Source organism: Peribacillus sp. NPDC058075 (assembly GCF_042885195.1).
Taxonomy (GTDB): Bacteria; Bacillota; Bacilli; order Bacillales; family DSM-1321; genus Peribacillus.
On record NZ_JBHVSL010000001.1, the window covers coordinates 2,851,947 to 2,872,099 of the forward strand.

Genomic DNA, 20,153 nt, shown 5'->3' on the forward strand with positions numbered 1-20,153 from the left:
TTTTATAAAATGGATTGTTGCTTCTCTGATTGAAAGGTTTCGGCAATCTCATAAAATTGATGTAATAATTCCTTGCCGATTTTCGTCCCTATTGATTCAGGGTGGAACTGTAAACCGTAGAGCGGGAATTCCTGATGTTTTAGTGCCATGATTTCCCCGTCATCCAGTGCTACTGCGGTTACAGTAAGTTCTTCTGGCAAACTTGCCCTTTCAACTACAAGGGAATGGTAACGCATCACCGGGAATTGTAAGTCCTGTTTGGCAAATACACCTGTTCCATCATGTTCGATTACCGATGTTTTTCCATGCATGATTTGTTTCGCTCCAACCACATTTGCACCAAAAACTGCACCAATGGCCTGATGCCCCAGACAAATGCCTAAAAGCGGAACTTTCTCATAAAAATTGCGGATGATCTCCATACTAATACCTGCATCTTCCGGCCTGCCGGGTCCCGGGGAAATGACGATTGCCATTGGATTCAGATCCTCAATTTCCGCAAGGGTGATTTCGTCATTTCTTTTTACTACGATTTCTTTTTCCACTTCCCCTAAATATTGATAAAGGTTGTAAGTGAACGAGTCATAGTTATCAATTAATAAAATCATTTAGTGTGAACCTCCATTAAAGCGCGTGCTTTATTTTGTGTTTCTTCATATTCCGTTTTTGGATCTGAATCATAGACAATTCCAGCCCCTGCCTGTACATAGGCCTTGCCATCTTTAATGATCATCGTCCGAATGGCTAAAGCCATATCAAGATCCCCTCCAAAACCTATGTAGCCTATCGAGCCCGAATACATCCCCCGTTTACAATTTTCCAGTTCATTGATCAGCTCCATTGCCCTGATTTTAGGAGCACCTGAAACGGTTCCGGCGGGGAGGCAGACCGTAAGGGCATCTAAACTCGTGTACTCTTCCCTAAGCTTTCCGCTAACCTTGGAAGCAATATGCATGACATGCTGATATCTTTGAATTTCCATTTCCTCAGTGAGGTGGATTGAACCGATTTCGCAAACCCTGCCAAGATCATTTCTACCTAAATCAACAAGCATCTTATGCTCGGCAAGTTCCTTTTCATCCATCAGCAAGCTTTTTTCGAAGCCCATATCTTCTTCATCTGTTTTCCCTCTCGGCCGTGTGCCGGCGATGGGATTAACATGAACCATTCCTGATGAAACACTGATTAAACTTTCTGGAGACGACCCAATGATTGTATAATCGCCAAATTCTATATAAAACATATAAGGAGACGGGTTGGCTAATCGCAAACGTCGGTAAGCATCGAAAGGCTCCCCATCGAAGTCCGCTTTAAACCTTTGTGATAAAACGACTTGGAACACTTCACCGGCGACAATCGCCGCTTTGACTTCAAGGACCATTTTCTCGAATTCATCCTGACTGAAATTTGAATTGAATTCCAAATATTCCGACGATATTTCCTTTGACGGCTTGCTTGCCTGATTGATTTTCCCCTTCATCTCCAATAAACTTTTTTCGCTATCTTCTTCCGCAGTCAAAAGATGGATCTTCTGCAGAACATGATCGAATATATACAATTCTTTATAAAAAAGAAAATGAGCATCAGGCATTTGCAGAGAATCAGGAGGAACCGGACCTATATTTTCATATAGACGAATGATATCATAGCCCATATATCCAATTGCGCCACCGTTAAAAGGAGGAAGATGTATGGGAGCCTCTCCTATTTCCACTAATAATTCGTTTTTTAGAAACTCGATGATATTGATGTTCTTTTCGATTTGGTCACCTTTTTCAGTGTCTTTCACACGAACTCGGCCAGCAAGTGATGTCACCTCCAGGTACGGTTTTGAACCTAGATAAGAGTAGCGGCCGTTATCATGATGCGAATTTGAACTTTCCAATAAAAACTTCTGGTCACCATCCAATTTCTGAAATATGGCAATGGGAGTGTGGATATCCCCTTCAATCGTGTCCATTTTAAAACGGAGTATTTTTTTTTCATCCAAATTATTCATCTTATTTCACTCCAATTCTTATTCGTTTTTTATAAACCTCCAAAGGGAAAACCCTTTTGGCCAAGTGCCTGAGTTTTCAATTCCTCTTGATGTTTTTTGAGGCTTCTCTAAAAGGTATATATATTGAAATTCCAATAAAAAAATCCCCTGCAAACACAAATATGTGTCTGCAGAGGACGGTATACCGCGGTGCCACCTCAAGTTGGAAAAACGCATCATTTTTCCCTCTCAAGCAAGAATGAAAAATTCTTGCGATTACCCTTTAACGGTGGCAGCCGAGTTTCCCTACTTATTTCAAGAAACCACTCATAAGTCCATTCATCTTCTTATATCGTACCGGTTTCCACCTTTTCCGGCTCTCTGTGACGCATCTAAAAAGATTACTACTCTCATTCATAGATTTAATTATCATTTCCGTAAAAACGCAAAAAGGGCCCTCATCCAAAGGACGAGGAACCCGTGGTACCACCTTAATTAGCTAAATTAGCTCACTTTACGGCATTAACATGCCTATCTCCGTTAACGATGAGATAATCGCCAAAGCCTACTCCGTTCATCCGTTTCGGTTTGGGGCTCGGAAGTCCATTCGCTTAAATTCGTTCACCAGTTTTCAGCAACCACTGGCTCTCTGCAGAACATCATTAAGGTACTCTTCTTCGTCACTGCCTTTATCTTTTTCTTGTTTATTATGTTAAAACAATTTTTTCAGTAAGTCAATGGAGTTTTCTAAAAATTATATTTTTATTTTTTCATTTTTATCCATTCTCCGTCATCAATTCCTTTTGCCTTCTTTATAACAAGATAGGCTGAATAGGTGCTGACTGACTCGAACTCATCCGTATACTTTTTTTCATCCGCCTTACCGGGGACTATTTCCTTGAATCTTCGATAAGCCTTCATGAATTCTTCCTTTTGTATTTTATTTTCATAAGCCTTTTCTACCGCTTCAAAGAATTTAATCACATCTACGATTTCGTCGGTAGACCAATCAAGATCCATTGGATATTGATAATCCATATTCTAAACACGCTCCTTCTAGATAGTTTTTCATGTTGTCCGGCAAACCATTTATATCAGTCTGCCCATTTTGAACGAATTGCTTCCGCCTGGTCGATAATCCGACTGAATAGCTCAGCAGTCGATGGTACATCATGAATCAGCCCCATCACTTGTCCAGCCCAAGCAAAGCCTTCAGCTTCAATACCGTCATGAATATAACGCTGGTTCGCTTTTCCACTTATGTAATCCTTCAATTGTTCAAATCCGCCGTTTTCTTTTTCTATATCCAGGATCTTTTCTGTCCAGCTGTTAGCAATTACCCTGGCTGGTGCACCAATGGACCGCTTGATGATAACGGTATCATTTTCCGTGCCGGAAACCAAGGCATTTTTATATAATTCATGTGCATGAACACACTCCTTGACTGCTATGAATCTTGTCCCCATCTCGATTCCTTCAGCACCAAGTGCCATTGCTGCCATCAAACCGCGTCCATCGCCAAATCCGCCCGAGGCAATGACTGGAATTTTAACGGAGTCCACTACTTGAGGAATTAACACAGAAGTTCCAATATCATCACGGCCTAAATGTCCCCCTCCCTCCTGACCAACCACCATCACTGCATCTGCCCCAAGCTGTTCAGCCTTCATTGCCTGCCTTCTTGCAGCAACAAGCACGAGTTTTTTCACCTGGGTGCCTTTGACATAATCAAGAAATGGGCCAGGGTTGCCGCCCGTTACGGAAACAGCTGCAATATCCTCTTTCAAGGCTGCTTCAAGCATGTGTTCATAAGGCCTTCCATGCTGACCGATTGCAAAGTTCACACCAAACGGTTTATCCGTCAATGATTTCGTTTTTCTAATTTCATCTACCAGTTGCTCTGGGCTGTCCAAGGTCATGGCCGTTACCTGCCCTAGCCCCCCTGCATTCGAAACTGCCGCAGCCAGGTCTGCATATGCTAAATGGGCCAATCCCCCTTGTACAATTGGGTATTGAATGCCTAATAAATCGGTCACACGCGTTTTCCACTTCAAACTCCTCATCTCCCTTTTCATTTTGGTCGTTTGTATATTTAGCTGATCATTAACTTCATTATGGCAAATATTGTTTACCTGTTCAATTTTCAAACACACATACAATATTAATAAAATAAGAATTCTTGGGTAAATCCAGTAAATACTAGGAAAATGGACATTTATAAACTGCAGATAATTTTATTGAGCCCCTTAACAACAAAGACATATATAATTGTTTAAGTCCGTACATGAAAGTCACTCTAGGCATTTATTATAAGACGTGCTATAATTCATATGTTTTATGTCTATCCACAAGCTTACAAACCATTTGAATGGAATCGGAGAAACATACGATCGTAATAGAAAGGGAGTATAAGCTCCCAAATATTTCGTACCTATTTTATTGAAAAGGGGCCACAAAGAATTGTCACAGAATGAAACACCCTTATACACTGCCTTATTGCAGCACGCAAAAAGAAATCCCGTTCAATTTCATATTCCAGGTCATAAAAAGGGAAAAGGAATGGACGCTGATTTCCGTAATTTCATTGGAGAAAATGCATTATCCATAGATTTAATCAATATCGCTCCACTCGATGATCTCCACCAGCCAAAAGGGATCATTAAACAAGCTCAAGATCTTGCCGCTGAAGCTTTTGGGGCAGATCACACATTCTTTTCCGTTCAAGGAACAAGTGGAGCAATCATGACGATGGTCATGACAGTATGCGGGCCTGGGGACAAAATCATCGTTCCAAGGAATGTACATAAATCCGTCATGTCTGCCATTGTATTTTCTGGAGCTGTTCCCATTTTCATCAATCCTGAAATAGACAAAGATTTGGGCATCTCACACGGCATCACCGTCGAGGCCGTTGAAAAAACTTTAAGCGAACATAGCGATGCAAAAGGATTGCTTGTCATCAATCCAACTTATTTTGGCATTTCGGCTGATTTGCAGAAAATTGTGGAAGTGGCTCATTCCTACCAAATCCCAGTACTCGTAGATGAAGCACATGGTGTCCATATTCACTTCCACGAAGACTTGCCGATGTCAGCCATGCAAGCTGGAGCAGATATGGCTGCAACGAGTGTTCATAAACTGGGCGGTTCACTAACCGGAAGTTCCATATTAAATGTTAAGACTGGATTGGTTTCCGCAAATCGTGTTCAAGCCATATTGAGCATGCTTACAACCACCTCAACCTCCTATATCCTTCTGGCTTCCCTGGATACGGCTAGAAGACAACTTGCGACGGTAGGCAGGGAAATGGTCGATGAAGCGATCAATCTTGCAGGATATATCCGTGAGGCCGTTAATGAGATTCCTTATCTATACTGTGTCGGCAGCGAAATTCTCGAGAGCAAGGCAGCATATAGTTATGATCCAACTAAATTGATCATATCCATTAAGGAATTGAATATTACCGGATACGACGTTGAGAAATGGCTTCGTGAAAAGCATAATATCGAAGTGGAACTTTCTGACTTGTACAATATACTTTGCCTGATAACACCTGGAGACTCCATAACAGAAGCGGATCTGCTGATCGCTGCCCTTAGAGACTTATCGGATGAGTTTAAGGAAATGGCTGCTGAACATGAAAAAATCGAAGTCCTGCTTCCTGATACACCACCACTGGCTTTATCACCCAGGGAGGCATTTTATGCAGAAACCGAAGTGGTTCCCATTGAGGAATCGGTCGGCAAGATCAGCGCTGAATTCATCATGGTTTACCCGCCTGGTATCCCGATCTTCATTCCAGGTGAATTGATTACTGAAGATAATATCAATTACATCCGGAAAAACATCGAGGCCGGCCTACCTGTACAAGGCCCTGAGGACCCAGAAATAAAATATTTACGCATTATTAAGAATTGATCGATTCCATCAAACCAGAGCAAACTACTGCTCTGGTTTTTTGAACCTTTTATTATTAAGCACTGGCTTCTATAAAAAGGGTGCTCCAGGTTACAATCCTGAAACACCCTTACATTCTATTAATCTTGAAATCCTTTTTTGATTTATTTTTCAGAGGCAGCTGTATCACAGCTTTGGCAGTTGTGATTGTGTGTATATAGTACACTTACTTTTTCATCTTCAAAATGTTCAATCGTGCTATTGCAAGTTTGACATACGATAGTTCCCATTTTTACAACCCCTTCCTCTATATTGTATGCATCAATGGCGCAATGTAACCGCTTTACATGAATTATAATATAACACATTTATTATTTCAAGCTAAAAAGTATAACATATATATTTTTTCCCATTTAATGATATCTCATATTGGATTAAATTGATTTCAATCGTTCGTTAGACATATTCTTTTTATTAATACACGGGATTTTTTTATTAACGAAGGGCTCCCTATAGGCTGCTTTTACATTTCATCACACAACTTGCTTCAGCATAGCTAGGTGAAAAAGGAATTTCGACTTTTCATTTACATATAGATATGTATATAATACATCCATAAAATGTTAATATATTCTTACTTTCTATTAAGGGGGATCCACATGACTGAAAATGCCTATATCAAACTTGTTCCTGAGTCCGCGAAAGGGACTGTAACCATCGAAGACGTGAAAGAATTACTGAACTATTATCGAATGATCACAGCGAAAACTGGAAAGCAGCTGGATTGGGATTATGATAAGAAGGCATTTCCTTATGAAATGAAGGAACCGGAAAGAATGAAAGATAAGGCCATATTTCTCCAATCCAAAGAAGATCGATATCACATGATATTGATAGGCGTCGACCAAGAGGTCGTTACGGATGAAGATGGATCTGAGCGGATTCAATCCTATATCCAATTCACCCTCCCTGAAACAGCCACTTTCGGTGATAAGGGAAAAGCAAATGAATTGTGCAAGTTCCTTGCAAAGAAATTACGGGCACAGCTTCACCTCTTCAATAAACGGGTGATGTATTATTATCCAAGGAAATAAAAAAACCTGCAGATGCCGAAATTGGCTCATACAGGCGTTTCAATTAATTTTGGATCAAGGATCTCATAACCTTTCTTTTGAAAACCTTTCACGATATCCTCTATCGCTTCACTCGTCCATTTCCGGTCATGCATCAGTAAGTTCGCACCATTTCCTAAATAAGGGCTGTTCAACATGATTTCCGTTAAAGCTTTTTTATCCTGATACTCTTTTTCCCAGTCATATCCGTATGTCCAGTTCATGACCAACATTTTTTCTTTCTCAGCGACTTTTTTTGAATGCTCGGTATTCAATCCAAATGGCGCCCTGAAGTACTTAGGGCGTACCCCTGTAATGCCCTCAACCAAATTGTTCAATTTTACGATTTCCCGCTCCTGTTCCTTTTCGGTCAACTCTTTTAAATTCACATGGGAATAAGTATGATTGCCGATGGAAAAACCCATTTCATGAATTTCTTTTAGCATCGCTTTATTTTTATCATTTTCAAGAAAGTGACCGTTCACGAAAAATATTGCAGGTACTTCAAGTCTCTTCAAGGTTTGGGCGATTTCCAGGGAATATTTATCAGGTGCATCATCAAATGTTAACAACACAACTTTCGGATTTGCATCCCCAATGGGTTTAAATGACCCATTCTCTTTATCCACCCGATATTCTGCCTTTACATTCCTTTCGCCAATTGTTTTAGACGTTTCTTTTTTCAAATTTTTCTCTTGATGGCTTTCATCCTGTATCGTTGTTGTCGTTTCAACACTTTTTTGATTCTCATTTTCAGTTTGACCGGAAGTCGGATCATTACAAGCCATCAATAAAAATGATACAAATGTAAATAATGCTACTGCTTTGTTAATCATGATTCCTCCGTGGTTGATTGTGTCATTGCGGCTTAGTTAAAAATTCAATAAACGGGTACCAACGTTTCCAAAAGGATTTGCAAAATCCCGTAACATAATAGACTTATCACGGTAACAAGCATGGTTCGTCTATTGGATTTTAAAATCATCTTTCCAATGTAGATGGCTAAATAAGAAAAGACGAGAAACATGAATACTTTGAAAACGAATCGATCGTTAACAGACAGCCATTCAACTAATGTATACCCGCTCCAAACCATTAGTTGAAAGAGGATTACCAGATAGTTTTTCAAGTGATCCACCTCATTTTTATATGAATATATTAGCCATGATCTTTTTATTGGCAAAAAATATTCGTATAGCACATCGCTCATCTTATTTTTTATCCTCTATTATCTTTTTCAAACCCCTCTAAGGAAAAAAGTAAGAAGTCCTTTTTATAGCTTATGCCCTTTTTGTCCTTTTCATTTAACTAGTGTGAAGAAAATCATGAATGGGCAGCCATCCTTCATTTTTGCCTATCAAGTCCATACAAAAAAGCGTACTGCATGAGCAGTACGCTTTAATAAAACTCAATTATTTAATGATGTGGATAGGAGTTCCAAGGGCAACTTCAGCAGCTTCCATTGTGATTTCCCCTAAAGTTGGATGTGCATGGATTGTCATTGCAATATCTTCGGCAGTCATTCCTGCTTCGATAGCCAAACCAAGTTCTGCAATCATATCAGATGCGTTTGGTCCTGCAATTTGTGCTCCAATAACCAATCCGTCTTCTTTGCGAGTGATAAGCTTCACAAATCCGTCCGTATTATTTAAGGAAAGAGCACGTCCATTTGCAGCGAATGGGAATTTAGAAGCAAGCGCTTCGATTCCAGCATCCTTCGCTTCTTTTTCATTGTAACCGACAGAAGCAAGTTCCGGTTCAGAGAATACAACAGCCGGAATAGCAAGATAGTCGATTTCAGATGAATGTCCTGCAATGGCTTCAGCTGCAATTTTACCTTCATAAGAAGCTTTATGAGCCAACTGAGGTCCAGAAACGATATCACCGATTGCGTAAATGTTTTTCACGCTTGTCCGGCATTGTTTATCCGTTTCGATCAAACCACGGTCAGTCATTTTGATTCCGACTTGTTCCAGGCCGATTTCAGCGGTATTTGGACGACGTCCAACTGTTACTAAAACGTAATCGGCTTCAACTTTTTTCTCTTCGCCTTTTACTTCATAAGTAACGGTTACGCCTGTTTCAGTTTCTTCCACGCCTTTAGCATTGGCTTTAGTAACAATTTCAGCACCTTTGTTTTTAAGGTTACGTTTAACAAGTGCTGCCATTTGTTTTTCAAAGCCGGCAGAAAGGATTTCTTCCGTACCTTCAAGGATGGTCACTTTAGTGCCAAAGCTTGCGAATGCTCCGCCAAGCTCCGTTCCAATGTAACCTCCGCCGATTACCACGATCGAACTTGGAACTTCTTCCAAAGCAAGAGCGCCAGTTGAATTAAGTACACGTTTCGTATATTTAAATGACGGAATCTCGATTGGCGATGAACCAGTGGCGATGATTGCGTTTTTAAATGTATATGTTTGGGCTGAGTCTTCATTCATAACACGGATGCTGTTTTCATCAACGAAATAAGCTTCGCCAGTTACAACATCAACATTATTACCTTTTAACAGGCTGCTTACACCGCCTGTTAATTTTTTCACAACAGAACCTTTCCAAGCTTGTACTTTAGAAAAATCAACAGTAACCTTTTCTGCAAAGATACCCATATCTTCTGAATGCTGAGCTTCATGGAAACGGTGTCCAGCCGAAATTAATGCTTTCGATGGAATACAGCCTACATTCAAACAAACTCCGCCGATTGTTCCTTTTTCAACGACCGTTACTTTCTGTCCAAGCTGTGCTGCACGAATCGCGGCAACATATCCCCCTGGGCCTGAACCGATTACTAAAGTATCTGTTTCGATTGGAAAATCTCCTACTACCATTGTTTACGCCTCCATTAACAATAATTCTGGGTCGTTCAATAACTTTTTGATATGATTCAATGCATGTTGAGCTGTTGCTCCATCAATCATGCGGTGATCAAAGCTCAGTGATAATGCCAGAACTGGAGCGGCGATAATTTCCCCGTCGCGTACAATTGCTTTTTCGGCAATGCGTCCAATCCCTAGAATGGCAACTTCTGGATGATTGATTACAGGTGTGAACCATTGACCGCCTGCGGAACCGATATTCGTAATGGAGCAAGAAGCACCTTTCATTTCGTTAGGAGCCAATTTGCCATCACGGGCTTTCGTCGCTAATTCGTTAATTTCTTGTGAAATAGCAAAAGTTGATTTACGATCTGCATCTTTTACAACTGGAACGAGCAGTCCTTTGTCTGTGTCTGCCGCAATTCCGATATTGTAATAGTGTTTATGGATAATCTCACTAGCTTCATCATCAAATGATGTGTTAAGCATAGGGAATTCACGTAATGCACTTGTTAACGCTTTAACAACATAAGGTAGGAATGTAAGCTTGATTCCTTTTTCTGCAGCAATTTCCTTGAATTTCTTACGGTGAGCAACCAATAGCGTCACATCGACTTCATCCATTAATGTAACATGCGGAGCTGTCTGCTTGGATTTAACCATTGCTTTTGCGATCGCTTTTCTCATACCGCTCATTTTCTCGCGAGTTTCAGGATATTGCCCTTCAGGAATCGAAACTTTTTGTTTTTCGGTTGTTTCCGTATCATTTTGTTGTGAAGCTTCACTTTGAGCTGCTGGTTGCTGTGGAGCTGTTTTGCCGTTTTTGAAAGCATCTATGTCTTCTTTCATGATGCGGCCGTTATCCCCAGAACCAGAGATCTCACGAATGTTTACCCCTTGTTCGCGTGCATATTTCCTGACAGAAGGCATGGCGATAATACGGCGTGAAGGATCTGCCTCAACCTGTGGTTGTGCTCCCGCGCCCGTTACTCCGCTATTTTCTTGAACCGGAGCAGCCTCTTTCTTGACTTCCTGTCCAGCTTCAGCAGTTGCTTGAACCTGGGCCTCCGTATTCTTCTCGCCTTCTGCCTTCGCTTCTTCTCCATGATCCCCTTTAAACTGAAGATTTTCATAACCTGGAGCATCGAAAGTTACAAGCACATCACCAACAACGGCAACCGTTCCTTCTTGAACAAGGATTTCTTCAACGGTACCTTCCACCGGTGATGGGATTTCAACAACGGCCTTATCGTTTTGAACCTCGCAAAGCACGTCATCCTCTTGAATCTTATCTCCTGGTTTTACAAACCATTTCACTATTTCACCTTCGTGTATACCTTCTCCGATATCAGGGAGTCTAAATTGGAATGCCACTGAGTTCAACCTCCTATATTAAATCATACTTAGTGCTTCGAATAAAGTCCTTTATCTTGCATTACCGTTAATGCAAAACCACTTTCCCAAGCAGGACATTCATTCCATTACTTAAGATTGTTAAAACTTCAAGACTTTAGTCGCCGTTTCAATAATGTCTTTATAATTAGGGAGCCATACAGTTTCAGCTTGTGAAAACGGGAATACCGTATCAGCAGCCGCCACTCGAAGTACTGGAGCATCCAAGCTCAAAATGGCACGTTCGTTAATTTCCGCTACAACATTCGCTGCTATACCAGCTTGCTTTTGTGCTTCTTGAACAACGATAGCGCGTCCTGTTTTTTCTACAGAAGCAATGATTGTATCGATATCCAATGGAGACACGGTCCTTAAGTCGACCACTTCTACGGAATGACCATCCTTTGCCAATTCCTCAGCTGCCTTGATGGATTCCTGCACCATCGCACCATACGTAATAATGGATAAATCCGTTCCTTCTCTTTTCACATCCGCTTTTCCTAATGGAATGGTATATTCCTCTTCAGGAACTTCCTGACGGAAAGACCGGTACAATTTCATGTGCTCAAGGAAAATGACTGGGTCATTATCACGAATCGCAGAAATCAATAAGCCTTTTGCATCGTAAGGAGTGGAAGGGATAACTACTTTTAACCCTGGTTGCTGAGCCATTAAACCTTCTAAGCTATCAGCATGCATTTCCGGTGTATGCACTCCGCCTCCAAAAGGTGAACGAATTGTAACCGGTGCACTGTAACGTCCGCCTGAACGGTAGCGCATACGAGCAAGCTGACCGCTTACGGAATCCATTACTTCATAAACAAATCCGAAGAATTGAATTTCAGGAACAGGACGGAAACCTTGTAAAGAAAGACCGACCGCTAGTCCACCGATTCCAGATTCAGCAAGAGGTGTATCGAATACACGATCTTCACCGAATTCTTTTTGAAGATTTTCCGTTGCACGGAAAACTCCTCCATTAAGACCTACATCTTCCCCAAAAACGAGTACATTCTCGTCATTTTTAAGTTCTGTGCGTAATGCTTCTGTAATTGCTTGAATCATCGTCAATTGAGCCATGGCTTACTTCGACTCCTTCTCTTTATAAATTTCATATTGTTCTTTTAAGTTATAAGGCATTTCTTCATACATATTTTCAATTAGGTCTGTAACCTTTTGTTTAGGTTCTGCATCAGCCAATTTGATTGCCTCTTTAATATCGTCTTTAGCTTTTTCTATCGTTTCGTTTTCTAATTCTTCATTCCAAAGTTTTTTGTTTTCCAAGAACTTGCGGAAACGAACCAATGGATCTTTCAGTTCCCACTCGTTATCCATTTCGGAAGTACGGTAACGTGTCGGGTCATCGCCAGCCATCGTATGCGGACCATAACGGTAAGTTAATGTTTCAATCAATGTAGGGCCTTCACCATTGATTGCACGTTCACGCGCTTCTTTAACGGCTGTATAAACGGCCAAAGCATCCATACCATCAACCTGGATTCCAGGAATACCTGCAGCCACACCTTTCTGGGCCAATGTTTTAGCTGCTGATTGCAAATCAACCGGTGTCGAGATTGCGAAACGGTTATTTTGCACGATGAAGATAGCTGGCGCTTTAAATGCACCTGCAAAGTTAATTCCCTCATAGAAGTCACCTTGTGAGGTTCCACCGTCCCCCGTATATGTAATGGCAACAGCTTTTTTTCCGCGTTTCTTCAACCCAAGAGCCACTCCGGCAGCTTGGATATATTGAGCGCCGATAATGATTTGAGGGGAAATGACATTGACGTCTTCAGGAATTTGATTTCCTTTAAAGTGTCCACGGGAGAATAAGAATGCTTGCCAAAGTGGCAGACCATGCCAAACGATTTGCGGAACATCACGGTAACCAGGCAGAATGAAATCTTCTTTTTCCAAAGCATACTGAGAAGCGATTTGAGAAGCTTCTTGACCGGCAGTCGGTGCATAGAAACCTAATCTGCCTTGGCGGTTCAGTGATATGGACCGTTGATCCAAGATACGTGTATAAACCATACGGCGCATTAATTCTTGCAATTGTTCATCACTTAAATCAGGCATAGCCGCTTCATTAACGACTTCTCCCTCTTCATTTAAAATTTGAAAAGTTTCAAATTGTTCTTCTACTTTCTTAAGCTGTTCTTGAACATTAAATTTAGCTTGCTTAGTTTTTTGAGCCATTTGGCACCTCATCCTTTCATTAAAAAGGTTTGCTATTATTATTCTATAAAGCAAAAAAAGTTTGCTTTTTAGTTTCTTCAACAATTCATTCTTTTATTTTTCCCTTAAGACCAATCCCTCAAACGTGGATATGCTTAATATGTCTCAATCTTATTCTGTACCATAAAAAAAATCAAGGAAAATGATACAAGAATTTTTATAGATTAAGTTTACAAGATGAATTAACATCAAGTCAATCACTTGGAGTTCCTTATAATTTTGATTTAATAGAATTTCCAGAACTCATACTTCTTCTCTGTATTAGTTTTCAATTTACAACTGTACTATTAACATTCACGTCTTTATCGATTTAAGGTTGGCGAAGGATAACATTTCAATTCCCCCGCATATCCCATCGATTCCAAAACCGCTTTAACTAAAGGCATTTGAGACTCAGGAATAATATTCCAAAAAAATGCACAAACGCTTTCATGTAACGCTGCTGTTAGATTTTTAATCATCGATTTTTTTTAGTACAGGTATAAAAGTCCGCATCAATCTGCTTACACAAAAAAAGATCATTTTAAATATTTTCAGTCCTTACTCGGACAGGATGGAATAAAATATGGGCTGTGATTGAGGATCACAGCCCATCATTATTTATATTATTTTGTTGAATCAGCCATTTCTATGCCGGAACTATCATAAAAACTTTCCTTTTTTTGATTTGATTTTTCCGTTAATGCATTAAATTCCTCATTCGCTTTCAAAACTTTTGTATAAGAAGTATTGATTTTCTCTATTTGCATTTGTAATTCATCCATTTTCAAATCCTCTTTTTTAAACAGTTCATATAATTCACGATCATAAGCCAGACTTTGTTGATAGGCATCATATAAATCATCGTAGGTGCTATAACGCTCACTCATGACCTTTTTCATTTCAGTCGCTTCTTTTTTTATCTTTTCATCCTCAATTTTCCCGATTTGTTCGTCAATCTGATTGAATTGTTCTTTTGAGGATTGCATACTGCTTTGTTCCTTTTCAATTATTTCTTCCCTTTGGTCGATATTCTTGGTTGCTTCATCTGAAAGCTCGACGATCTGTTCATAATCATCCAATCCAAGTTTAATGATTTTCTCATATTTTTCTTTTTCTTTTTTCTCCAAATCATTAAGAGGCTCTTGTTTCTCGGTGAAATCACTTTCCTTTTCTGCAGTTTTCTCTAAGATTTTGTGGATTCTTTCTTCCGGTGAACCATTGAAACAACCAGTCAAGACCACTAAAAAAAGAAGTAAAATAACATATGGGGCAATACGATTCAAAATAGACAGCTCCTTCTGATAATTCTTCGAAGATTCATATTTCTCTAAATCCCCTTATAAGCCGCTGACACTTGTTACAATAATATTCCGAACAGGTTTTTTTCATTACTGGGCGCTAGCCTACACCCTTTAAACCATACTGCATAGGCTGTAGGGACCGTTTCAAATCAGAGTGGTCAGCATTTAATAATACAAAAACGGAGGTATGAAATTATGTATGGAGGTTACAACCAGGAATGTTGTTATCCGGTTTCCGTTGCACCCAGCTATGGTTATGGTGATGGTGGAGGCTGCGGCTTTGGAAGCGGCTTCGCCTTAATCATTGTCCTGTTCATTCTGCTAATCATTGTCGGCGCGTGCTTATGCTAAGCAGGTAATTACTATTACCTTTACCCGAAAATGTTAACTATCTACCCTGTTTCAAAAAAATGATTTATTTTTTTAAATAGACCTCAACAGGCAAGTAAAATAATGGTCGGGATAGGAATCAATCGATTTGATTCCACCCCTTCCATTTTTCTTTCATTAGACCATCCATTAACTTTCAGCATTTTTTTTGTTAAAATAATCTATACATATTATTAGAATTTTTATGGGGTGAAAGATTATGCTAACCATGGATGATTTTGTTAATGAAGACGATCCAATCTTAAGGCAAGTCGCGGTAGAGGTTCCGCTTCCGGCATCATATGAAGATAAACAGCTTTTAGCCAGCCTGATGGAATATGTCCAAAACAGCCAGAATCCCGATATTGCCGCTATATATGGGTTAAGGGCAGGAATTGGCTTGGCTGCACCTCAAGTGAATGTTTCAAAAAGGATGATCGCGGTTCATTTGAAAGAAAAAGATGATCAATTGTATAGCTATGCACTTTTCAACCCTAAACTCATTAGCCATTCAGTGGAAAAAGCATACTTGACATCCGGAGAAGGCTGCCTTTCCGTAAATCGTCCCGTTTCCGGCTACGTGCCCCGTTATGCTCGAATAACGGTCGTGGGTACGGACCTGGAAGGAAAATCGGTTCAACTACGCCTGAAAGGCATCGCAGCCATTTGCTTTCAACATGAAATCGATCACCTTAATGGAATCATGTTCTATGATCATATCAACCCGGAAGACCCTTATGCCATTCCGGAAAATTCTATTGCGGTGGAAAGGTAACGTTATAAGCAAAACCCCCGCCTGTTGGTTGACGGGGGTTTTGTTTTTTTATATCAATTCAAGTTCCTTCAAACCAAAAAGTATGCCATCATCATCGACATCCTTCGTTACAAAGTCAGCCTCTTGCTTCACAAGTTGACCGGCATTCCCCATTGCCACGCCATATCCCGCTACTTTTAACATTTCTATATCATTTAAGCCATCTCCAAAGGCGTAAACATCCTCCAGAGCAAATCCTACTTTTTCCATTAATATTTTAATGCCTTCAGCCTTTGAACCCCCGAATGGAAGTACATCCGTCGAATACTCATGCCATCTAATGAAGTGAAAGTCATCATAATTCCCAACAAAGTTCCCTTCTTCATCCTCCGAGCAGAATAACAAGGCTTGGTATATATCATGGTCCTCATAAAAATCTGCCGCATGTTCAGGATGGGGAAACTTCAGGCTGCTTAATGCCTCTTCAATTCGGCTATGATGAGGAACACTCGATTTCATTGTCTCCTCATTCATGAACACGATCGGGATTTCATTATTTTCAGCATGTTCGTGGAGCCGTTTTATCTCAGGTATGCTCAAAGGGTTTTTATAAACGACTTTCCCCTCAAAAACAACGTATTGTCCATTGAAGCTTACGAATGTATCGATGCCAAGCTCTTCCCTTAAGGACTCGAACATGAACGGAGCCCTTCCTGTGGCAATCGCTACAAAAACCCCGCTATCCTGCAATTGCTTAATGGCCTTTTTTGTTGAAGCAGGTAACTTCTTTTCATGATCAAGCAATGTTCCGTCAATATCAAAGAATACGATTTTCACTAACGATTCACTTCCAATTCATTCATTTTTTCCTTTTTTAATATGTACCCATTTAATAATTGTCATCAAGATAAGTCAAGTAACTCTACCGTATCCACCTCAAAGTTACGTTTTTTATTCAGGAATGGGCATATACTATTCTTAATTAGAAACCAGCTAAGGCTTTCCAGATTACACTTCTCCCACCCTTCCTGCCTCTAAAATCCCCGTTGCTTGTTTGAATGAGCCTTTTTTTTCAAAAATGGGCCAAGTACCTGTAAAGACGTATTTACATTATTGAATAATCCTATACAATAATAACTAAGGGAGCGTGATCGCCATGTTAAAAAAGCTTCGTAAAAAGCTTGTTAAACAGTGGAATGATCTTTTAAGAAAAAAAACTATCGCATGATTTGCCACTCATTACTGCCTTGGCCGTCATCCATATGCGAATTTTTTTCGGACAGCCCTTCAAAAACTTGCGGAGGGCTTCTTCCTTGTTGTAAAGTTCTTTTTAAGCATCCTTTCTTTCTTTCTTGGCTTTTATATGGTCAGGTGAATACATATTTCAATCAAAATATGAGTCGTTGTCTTTTCATGAAACGCTGTACACAGTGATACTATATTAATTTAGAAAGAAATCGTTTACGAAGATCCCATGATTTAAGTTTTACACATTGCAAAAACGGATAGGATATAAGATAGAGGAAGCTACAATCGGGTTGATACCAGAATCTGCCATCTATTTTTTATATACTTTTAGACATTGGTATATTTAATTCATCAAACCCCTTCCGTTTTTATGGCGGAGCTGGGTTTATTTTTACATGATGTTGAAAAACATGAAAAAATTGTTGTTTTTATATATAATGAAAAAAGCAATGCAAACAAGCGAGGAGAGATTATAATGGTTTTTAAGGTATACTATCAAGTAACCATATCAGAGGTTCCCATCAGGGAGAATACTAAAACAATGTTTGTCGAAGGTGAATCCGTTCGTGACGTCCGCCTTAAATTAAAAAAAGAACCTTATAACGTAGAAATCGTACTACCCGTAACCGGAGCATATTTAGAATATGAAAAACAAAATGAAGATTACAAAGTATTGGAGCTATAATTTATGAAATTTGTAAAAAACGATCAAACAGCTGTATTCGCCCTGGGCGGTTTAGGCGAAATCGGTAAGAACACATATGCTGTTCAGTTTCAAGATGAAATCATCATCATTGATGCTGGAATTAAATTTCCTGAAGATGAACTTCTCGGTATTGACTATGTGATTCCAGATTACAGCTATTTAGAGAAAAATGTAGATAAAATTAAAGGCCTTTTCATTACACATGGCCATGAAGACCATATTGGCGGGATTCCTTATTTGCTTAGAAAAGTGAATGTCCCTGTATACGGCGGGAAGCTGGCACTTGGACTGCTTCGTAATAAATTGGAAGAACACGGCCTTTTACGTCAGACAACCATGATTGAAATCAGTGAAGATGAAGTGATCAAGTTCCGGAAGACGTCCGTTTCTTTCTTCCGCACCACTCACAGTATCCCTGATTCTTATGGGATCGTCGTTAAAACGCCACCTGGACAAATTGTCCATACTGGTGATTTCAAATTCGACTTCACACCAGTGGGCGAGCCTGCAAACCTTACCAAAATGGCGGAAATCGGTAAAGAAGGCGTATTGTGCTTACTCTCGGATAGCACAAATAGTGAAGTGCAGAACTTTACTATGTCCGAAAGCCGTGTCGGCGATACCATTCAAGACATTTTCCGTAAGGTTGACGGCCGGATCATTTTTGCAACGTTTGCATCGAACATTCATCGCCTTCAGCAAGTTGTGGAAGCAGCCGTGGCTAACGGACGCAAAATAGCCGTTTTTGGCCGGAGCATGGATTCAGCCATATCGATTGGACAAGATCTTGGTTATATCGTAGCGCCTAAAGATACATTTATTGATGTACAGCAATTGAATCGCATGCCTGCGAATAAAGTAACCATCCTTTGTACAGGCAGCCAAGGTGAACCAATGGCAGCCCTGTCGCGGATAGCGAATGGCACTCACCGTCAAATTCAAATCATCCCTGGTGATACTGTCGTATTTTCTTCTTCACCTATCCCAGGTAACACAATCAGTGTTTCCAGAACGATCAATCAATTATATCGTGCAGGAGCAGACGTCATTTCAGGTCCTTTGAATGACATTCATACATCAGGGCACGGCGGACAGCAGGAACAAAAGCTAATGCTTCGTTTGATAAAACCAAAATTCTTCATGCCAATCCATGGTGAATACCGTATGCAAAAACTTCATGCCCGCCATGCAGTCGATTGCGGAGTTCCGGAAGAAAATTGCTTTATCATGGATAATGGTGAAGTTCTTTCCTTAAGTGAAAACACAGCACAAATTGCTGGTAAAATCCCTTCAGGTTCGGTTTATATCGATGGAAGCGGCATCGGGGATATCGGTAATATCGTGCTCCGAGATCGTCGGATTCTCTCCGAGGAAGGTCTTGTCGTCGTCGTTGTCAGCATCAATATGAAGGAATTCAAAATTGCATCCGGTCCTGACATCATTTCACGCGGATTTGTTTATATGAGAGAATCAGGAGACCTGATCAGCGATGCTCAATCCTTGATCACCAAGCATTTAAATAAGGTGATGGATCGCAAAACTACACAATGGTCTGAAATCAAAAATGAAATTACAGACACTTTATCTCCATTTCTATATGAAAAAACTAAACGCCGTCCAATGATCCTGCCGATCATCATGGAAGTTCAATAATAAAAAGGTTCCGGAATGGTCTCATTCCGGAACCTTTTTGATTTTATATTGGATTTGAAGCAGTTATACAGAATAGCCTGCATCACAATCTTTCAAGTCCCCATAAAGTCAAACAACGCATACCATGCTTTTCTTTTTCATCTGCGAATACATGATTGAACCGCTCATTGTTTTTCCGGAACGTACTAAATGATTAAAACAAAGTTGATTGGAACGGAGGGTACGAGACTCCTGCTGGAATACGCGTCCAAGGGGGACCCCGCAGGCGCAAGTGCGCCGAGGAGGCTCCCTTGACCGCCCGCGGAAAGCGAGTGCCTGGAGTGGAAATCACCGTTCAATATCCCACCTCAAAAAAAACTGTGTCTACAGTCTGTAATCTGCCAATTGACTTCTCTCAGTTCGTAACCAAAAGAGGGTCTATCTAAATGATTAAAACAAAGTTGATTGGAACGGAGGGTACGAGACTCCTGCGGGAATACGTGTCCTAGGGGGACCCCGCAGGCGCAAGTGCGCCGAGGAGGCTCCCTTGACCGCCCGCGGAAAGCGAGTGCCTGGAGTGGAAATCACCGTTCGATATCCCACCTCAAAAAAAACTGTGTCTACAGTCTGTAATCTGCCAATCGACTTCTCTCAGTTCGTAACCAAAAGAGGGTCTATCTAAATGATTAAAACAAGGTTGATTGGAACGGAGGGTACGAGACTCCTGCGGG

At 40.4% G+C, this 20,153-nt stretch carries 19 protein-coding genes and 2 other annotated features; of the genes, 6 read left to right on the forward strand and 13 right to left on the reverse strand.

The features are described from left to right. Positions 1-2 precede the first annotated feature (2 nt). From ACFVS1_RS14130 to ACFVS1_RS14145, 4 genes are all read right to left on the reverse strand, one after another. The gene (locus ACFVS1_RS14130) at positions 3-608 is read right to left on the reverse strand and encodes an anthranilate synthase component II (RefSeq protein ID WP_352921634.1); all 606 of its coding nucleotides are present in this window, start codon (positions 606-608) and stop codon (positions 3-5) included. Continuing rightward, positions 605-1,999, reverse strand: a complete 1,395-nt coding sequence (trpE, locus tag ACFVS1_RS14135) for an anthranilate synthase component I (protein ID WP_352921636.1) — start codon at positions 1,997-1,999, stop codon at positions 605-607. Before trpE ends, ACFVS1_RS14130 begins: the two co-directional genes overlap by 4 nt. 169 nt (positions 2,000-2,168) lie before the next feature. After that, positions 2,169-2,405: a binding site (T-box leader), on the reverse strand. A gap of 35 nt (positions 2,406-2,440) precedes the next feature. Beyond that, positions 2,441-2,671 (reverse strand) — a binding site (T-box leader). A 69-nt stretch (positions 2,672-2,740) separates the two neighbouring features. Then, complete coding sequence (locus ACFVS1_RS14140; protein ID WP_063231981.1) at positions 2,741-3,016, reverse strand: UPF0223 family protein; 276 nt, start codon at positions 3,014-3,016, stop codon at positions 2,741-2,743. Between the two features lie 56 nt (positions 3,017-3,072). After that, positions 3,073-4,068, reverse strand: coding sequence for an NAD(P)H-dependent flavin oxidoreductase (locus tag ACFVS1_RS14145; protein WP_387549356.1), 996 nt, complete (start codon positions 4,066-4,068; stop codon positions 3,073-3,075). A gap of 370 nt (positions 4,069-4,438) precedes the next feature. Between ACFVS1_RS14145 and ACFVS1_RS14150 the strand changes: the two genes are divergently transcribed. Further along, positions 4,439-5,896: an aminotransferase class I/II-fold pyridoxal phosphate-dependent enzyme gene (locus ACFVS1_RS14150; protein WP_352921638.1), complete on the forward strand. Its 1,458-nt coding sequence runs from the start codon at positions 4,439-4,441 to the stop codon at positions 5,894-5,896. A gap of 143 nt (positions 5,897-6,039) precedes the next feature. Here ACFVS1_RS14150 and ACFVS1_RS14155 read toward each other — a convergent pair whose 3' ends face one another. Beyond that, a complete protein-coding gene (locus ACFVS1_RS14155; RefSeq protein WP_072272684.1) occupies positions 6,040-6,165 on the reverse strand; it encodes a GapA-binding peptide SR1P in 126 nt (41 codons plus the stop codon). Positions 6,166-6,534: 369 nt separating this feature from the next. Here ACFVS1_RS14155 and ACFVS1_RS14160 point away from each other — a divergent pair, with 369 nt between their 5' ends. Beyond that, entirely contained in the window at positions 6,535-6,969 is a 435-nt protein-coding gene (locus tag ACFVS1_RS14160; protein ID WP_387548210.1) for a DUF1885 family protein, read from the forward strand. A gap of 26 nt (positions 6,970-6,995) precedes the next feature. On the opposite strand, the gene ACFVS1_RS14165 is transcribed toward ACFVS1_RS14160, so the two are convergent. From ACFVS1_RS14165 to ACFVS1_RS14195, 7 genes are all read right to left on the reverse strand, one after another. After that, positions 6,996-7,823, reverse strand: coding sequence for a polysaccharide deacetylase family protein (locus ACFVS1_RS14165; RefSeq protein WP_387548213.1), 828 nt, complete (start codon positions 7,821-7,823; stop codon positions 6,996-6,998). Positions 7,824-7,867: 44 nt separating this feature from the next. Next, entirely contained in the window at positions 7,868-8,125 is a 258-nt protein-coding gene (locus tag ACFVS1_RS14170) for a hypothetical protein (protein WP_352922628.1), read from the reverse strand. 274 nt (positions 8,126-8,399) lie between these two features. Continuing rightward, positions 8,400-9,812, reverse strand: coding sequence for a dihydrolipoyl dehydrogenase (gene lpdA, locus ACFVS1_RS14175; protein WP_352921644.1), 1,413 nt, complete (start codon positions 9,810-9,812; stop codon positions 8,400-8,402). Positions 9,813-9,815: 3 nt separating this feature from the next. Continuing rightward, positions 9,816-11,174 carry a dihydrolipoamide acetyltransferase family protein gene (locus tag ACFVS1_RS14180; protein WP_101224535.1) on the reverse strand — a complete coding sequence of 453 codons (1,359 nt, stop codon included), beginning with the start codon at positions 11,172-11,174 and terminating at the stop codon, positions 9,816-9,818. Between the two features lie 120 nt (positions 11,175-11,294). After that, the gene (locus ACFVS1_RS14185; protein ID WP_034314063.1) at positions 11,295-12,272 is read right to left on the reverse strand and encodes an alpha-ketoacid dehydrogenase subunit beta; all 978 of its coding nucleotides are present in this window, start codon (positions 12,270-12,272) and stop codon (positions 11,295-11,297) included. 3 nt (positions 12,273-12,275) lie between these two features. Continuing rightward, positions 12,276-13,391, reverse strand: coding sequence for a pyruvate dehydrogenase (acetyl-transferring) E1 component subunit alpha (gene pdhA / locus ACFVS1_RS14190; RefSeq protein WP_352921646.1), 1,116 nt, complete (start codon positions 13,389-13,391; stop codon positions 12,276-12,278). 644 nt (positions 13,392-14,035) lie between these two features. Further along, the gene (locus ACFVS1_RS14195; protein WP_387548217.1) at positions 14,036-14,695 is read right to left on the reverse strand and encodes a YkyA family protein; all 660 of its coding nucleotides are present in this window, start codon (positions 14,693-14,695) and stop codon (positions 14,036-14,038) included. A gap of 213 nt (positions 14,696-14,908) precedes the next feature. On the opposite strand from ACFVS1_RS14195, the gene ACFVS1_RS14200 reads away from it, so the two are divergent. After that, positions 14,909-15,064, forward strand: a complete 156-nt coding sequence (locus ACFVS1_RS14200; protein ID WP_283917331.1) for a YjcZ family sporulation protein — start codon at positions 14,909-14,911, stop codon at positions 15,062-15,064. Between the two features lie 238 nt (positions 15,065-15,302). Next, positions 15,303-15,857, forward strand: a complete 555-nt coding sequence (def, locus tag ACFVS1_RS14205) for a peptide deformylase (protein ID WP_387548220.1) — start codon at positions 15,303-15,305, stop codon at positions 15,855-15,857. A gap of 48 nt (positions 15,858-15,905) precedes the next feature. Here the strand turns inward: def and ACFVS1_RS14210 are convergent, their stop codons facing one another. After that, on the reverse strand, positions 15,906-16,673 hold the full coding sequence (locus ACFVS1_RS14210) for a Cof-type HAD-IIB family hydrolase (RefSeq protein WP_387548223.1): 768 nt from the start codon (positions 16,671-16,673) through the stop codon (positions 15,906-15,908). Positions 16,674-17,559: 886 nt separating this feature from the next. On the opposite strand from ACFVS1_RS14210, the gene ACFVS1_RS14215 reads away from it, so the two are divergent. Both ACFVS1_RS14215 and rnjA read left to right on the forward strand, forming a co-directional pair. Next, a complete protein-coding gene (locus ACFVS1_RS14215; protein ID WP_034314070.1) occupies positions 17,560-17,769 on the forward strand; it encodes a DNA-dependent RNA polymerase subunit epsilon in 210 nt (69 codons plus the stop codon). 3 nt (positions 17,770-17,772) lie between these two features. Further along, positions 17,773-19,443, forward strand: a complete 1,671-nt coding sequence (gene rnjA, locus ACFVS1_RS14220) for a ribonuclease J1 (protein ID WP_352921652.1) — start codon at positions 17,773-17,775, stop codon at positions 19,441-19,443. Positions 19,444-20,153: the final 710 nt, after the last annotated feature.

What these genes read in the sequence shown, in the direction of transcription:
- ACFVS1_RS14130 (WP_352921634.1), bottom strand. Translation starts at nt 608, where the DNA reads ATGATTTTATTAATTGATAACTATGACTCGTTCACTTACAACCTTTAT.
- trpE (WP_352921636.1), bottom strand. Translation starts at nt 1,999, where the DNA reads ATGAATAATTTGGATGAAAAAAAAATACTCCGTTTTAAAATGGACACG.
- ACFVS1_RS14140 (WP_063231981.1), bottom strand. Translation starts at nt 3,016, where the DNA reads ATGGATTATCAATATCCAATGGATCTTGATTGGTCTACCGACGAAATC.
- ACFVS1_RS14155 (WP_072272684.1), bottom strand. Translation starts at nt 6,165, where the DNA reads ATGGGAACTATCGTATGTCAAACTTGCAATAGCACGATTGAACATTTT.
- ACFVS1_RS14160 (WP_387548210.1), top strand. Translation starts at nt 6,535, where the DNA reads ATGACTGAAAATGCCTATATCAAACTTGTTCCTGAGTCCGCGAAAGGG.
- ACFVS1_RS14165 (WP_387548213.1), bottom strand. Translation starts at nt 7,823, where the DNA reads ATGATTAACAAAGCAGTAGCATTATTTACATTTGTATCATTTTTATTG.
- lpdA (WP_352921644.1), bottom strand. Translation starts at nt 9,812, where the DNA reads ATGGTAGTAGGAGATTTTCCAATCGAAACAGATACTTTAGTAATCGGT.
- ACFVS1_RS14185 (WP_034314063.1), bottom strand. Translation starts at nt 12,272, where the DNA reads ATGGCTCAATTGACGATGATTCAAGCAATTACAGAAGCATTACGCACA.
- pdhA (WP_352921646.1), bottom strand. Translation starts at nt 13,391, where the DNA reads ATGGCTCAAAAAACTAAGCAAGCTAAATTTAATGTTCAAGAACAGCTT.
- ACFVS1_RS14200 (WP_283917331.1), top strand. Translation starts at nt 14,909, where the DNA reads ATGTATGGAGGTTACAACCAGGAATGTTGTTATCCGGTTTCCGTTGCA.
- def (WP_387548220.1), top strand. Translation starts at nt 15,303, where the DNA reads ATGCTAACCATGGATGATTTTGTTAATGAAGACGATCCAATCTTAAGG.
- ACFVS1_RS14215 (WP_034314070.1), top strand. Translation starts at nt 17,560, where the DNA reads ATGGTTTTTAAGGTATACTATCAAGTAACCATATCAGAGGTTCCCATC.
- rnjA (WP_352921652.1), top strand. Translation starts at nt 17,773, where the DNA reads ATGAAATTTGTAAAAAACGATCAAACAGCTGTATTCGCCCTGGGCGGT.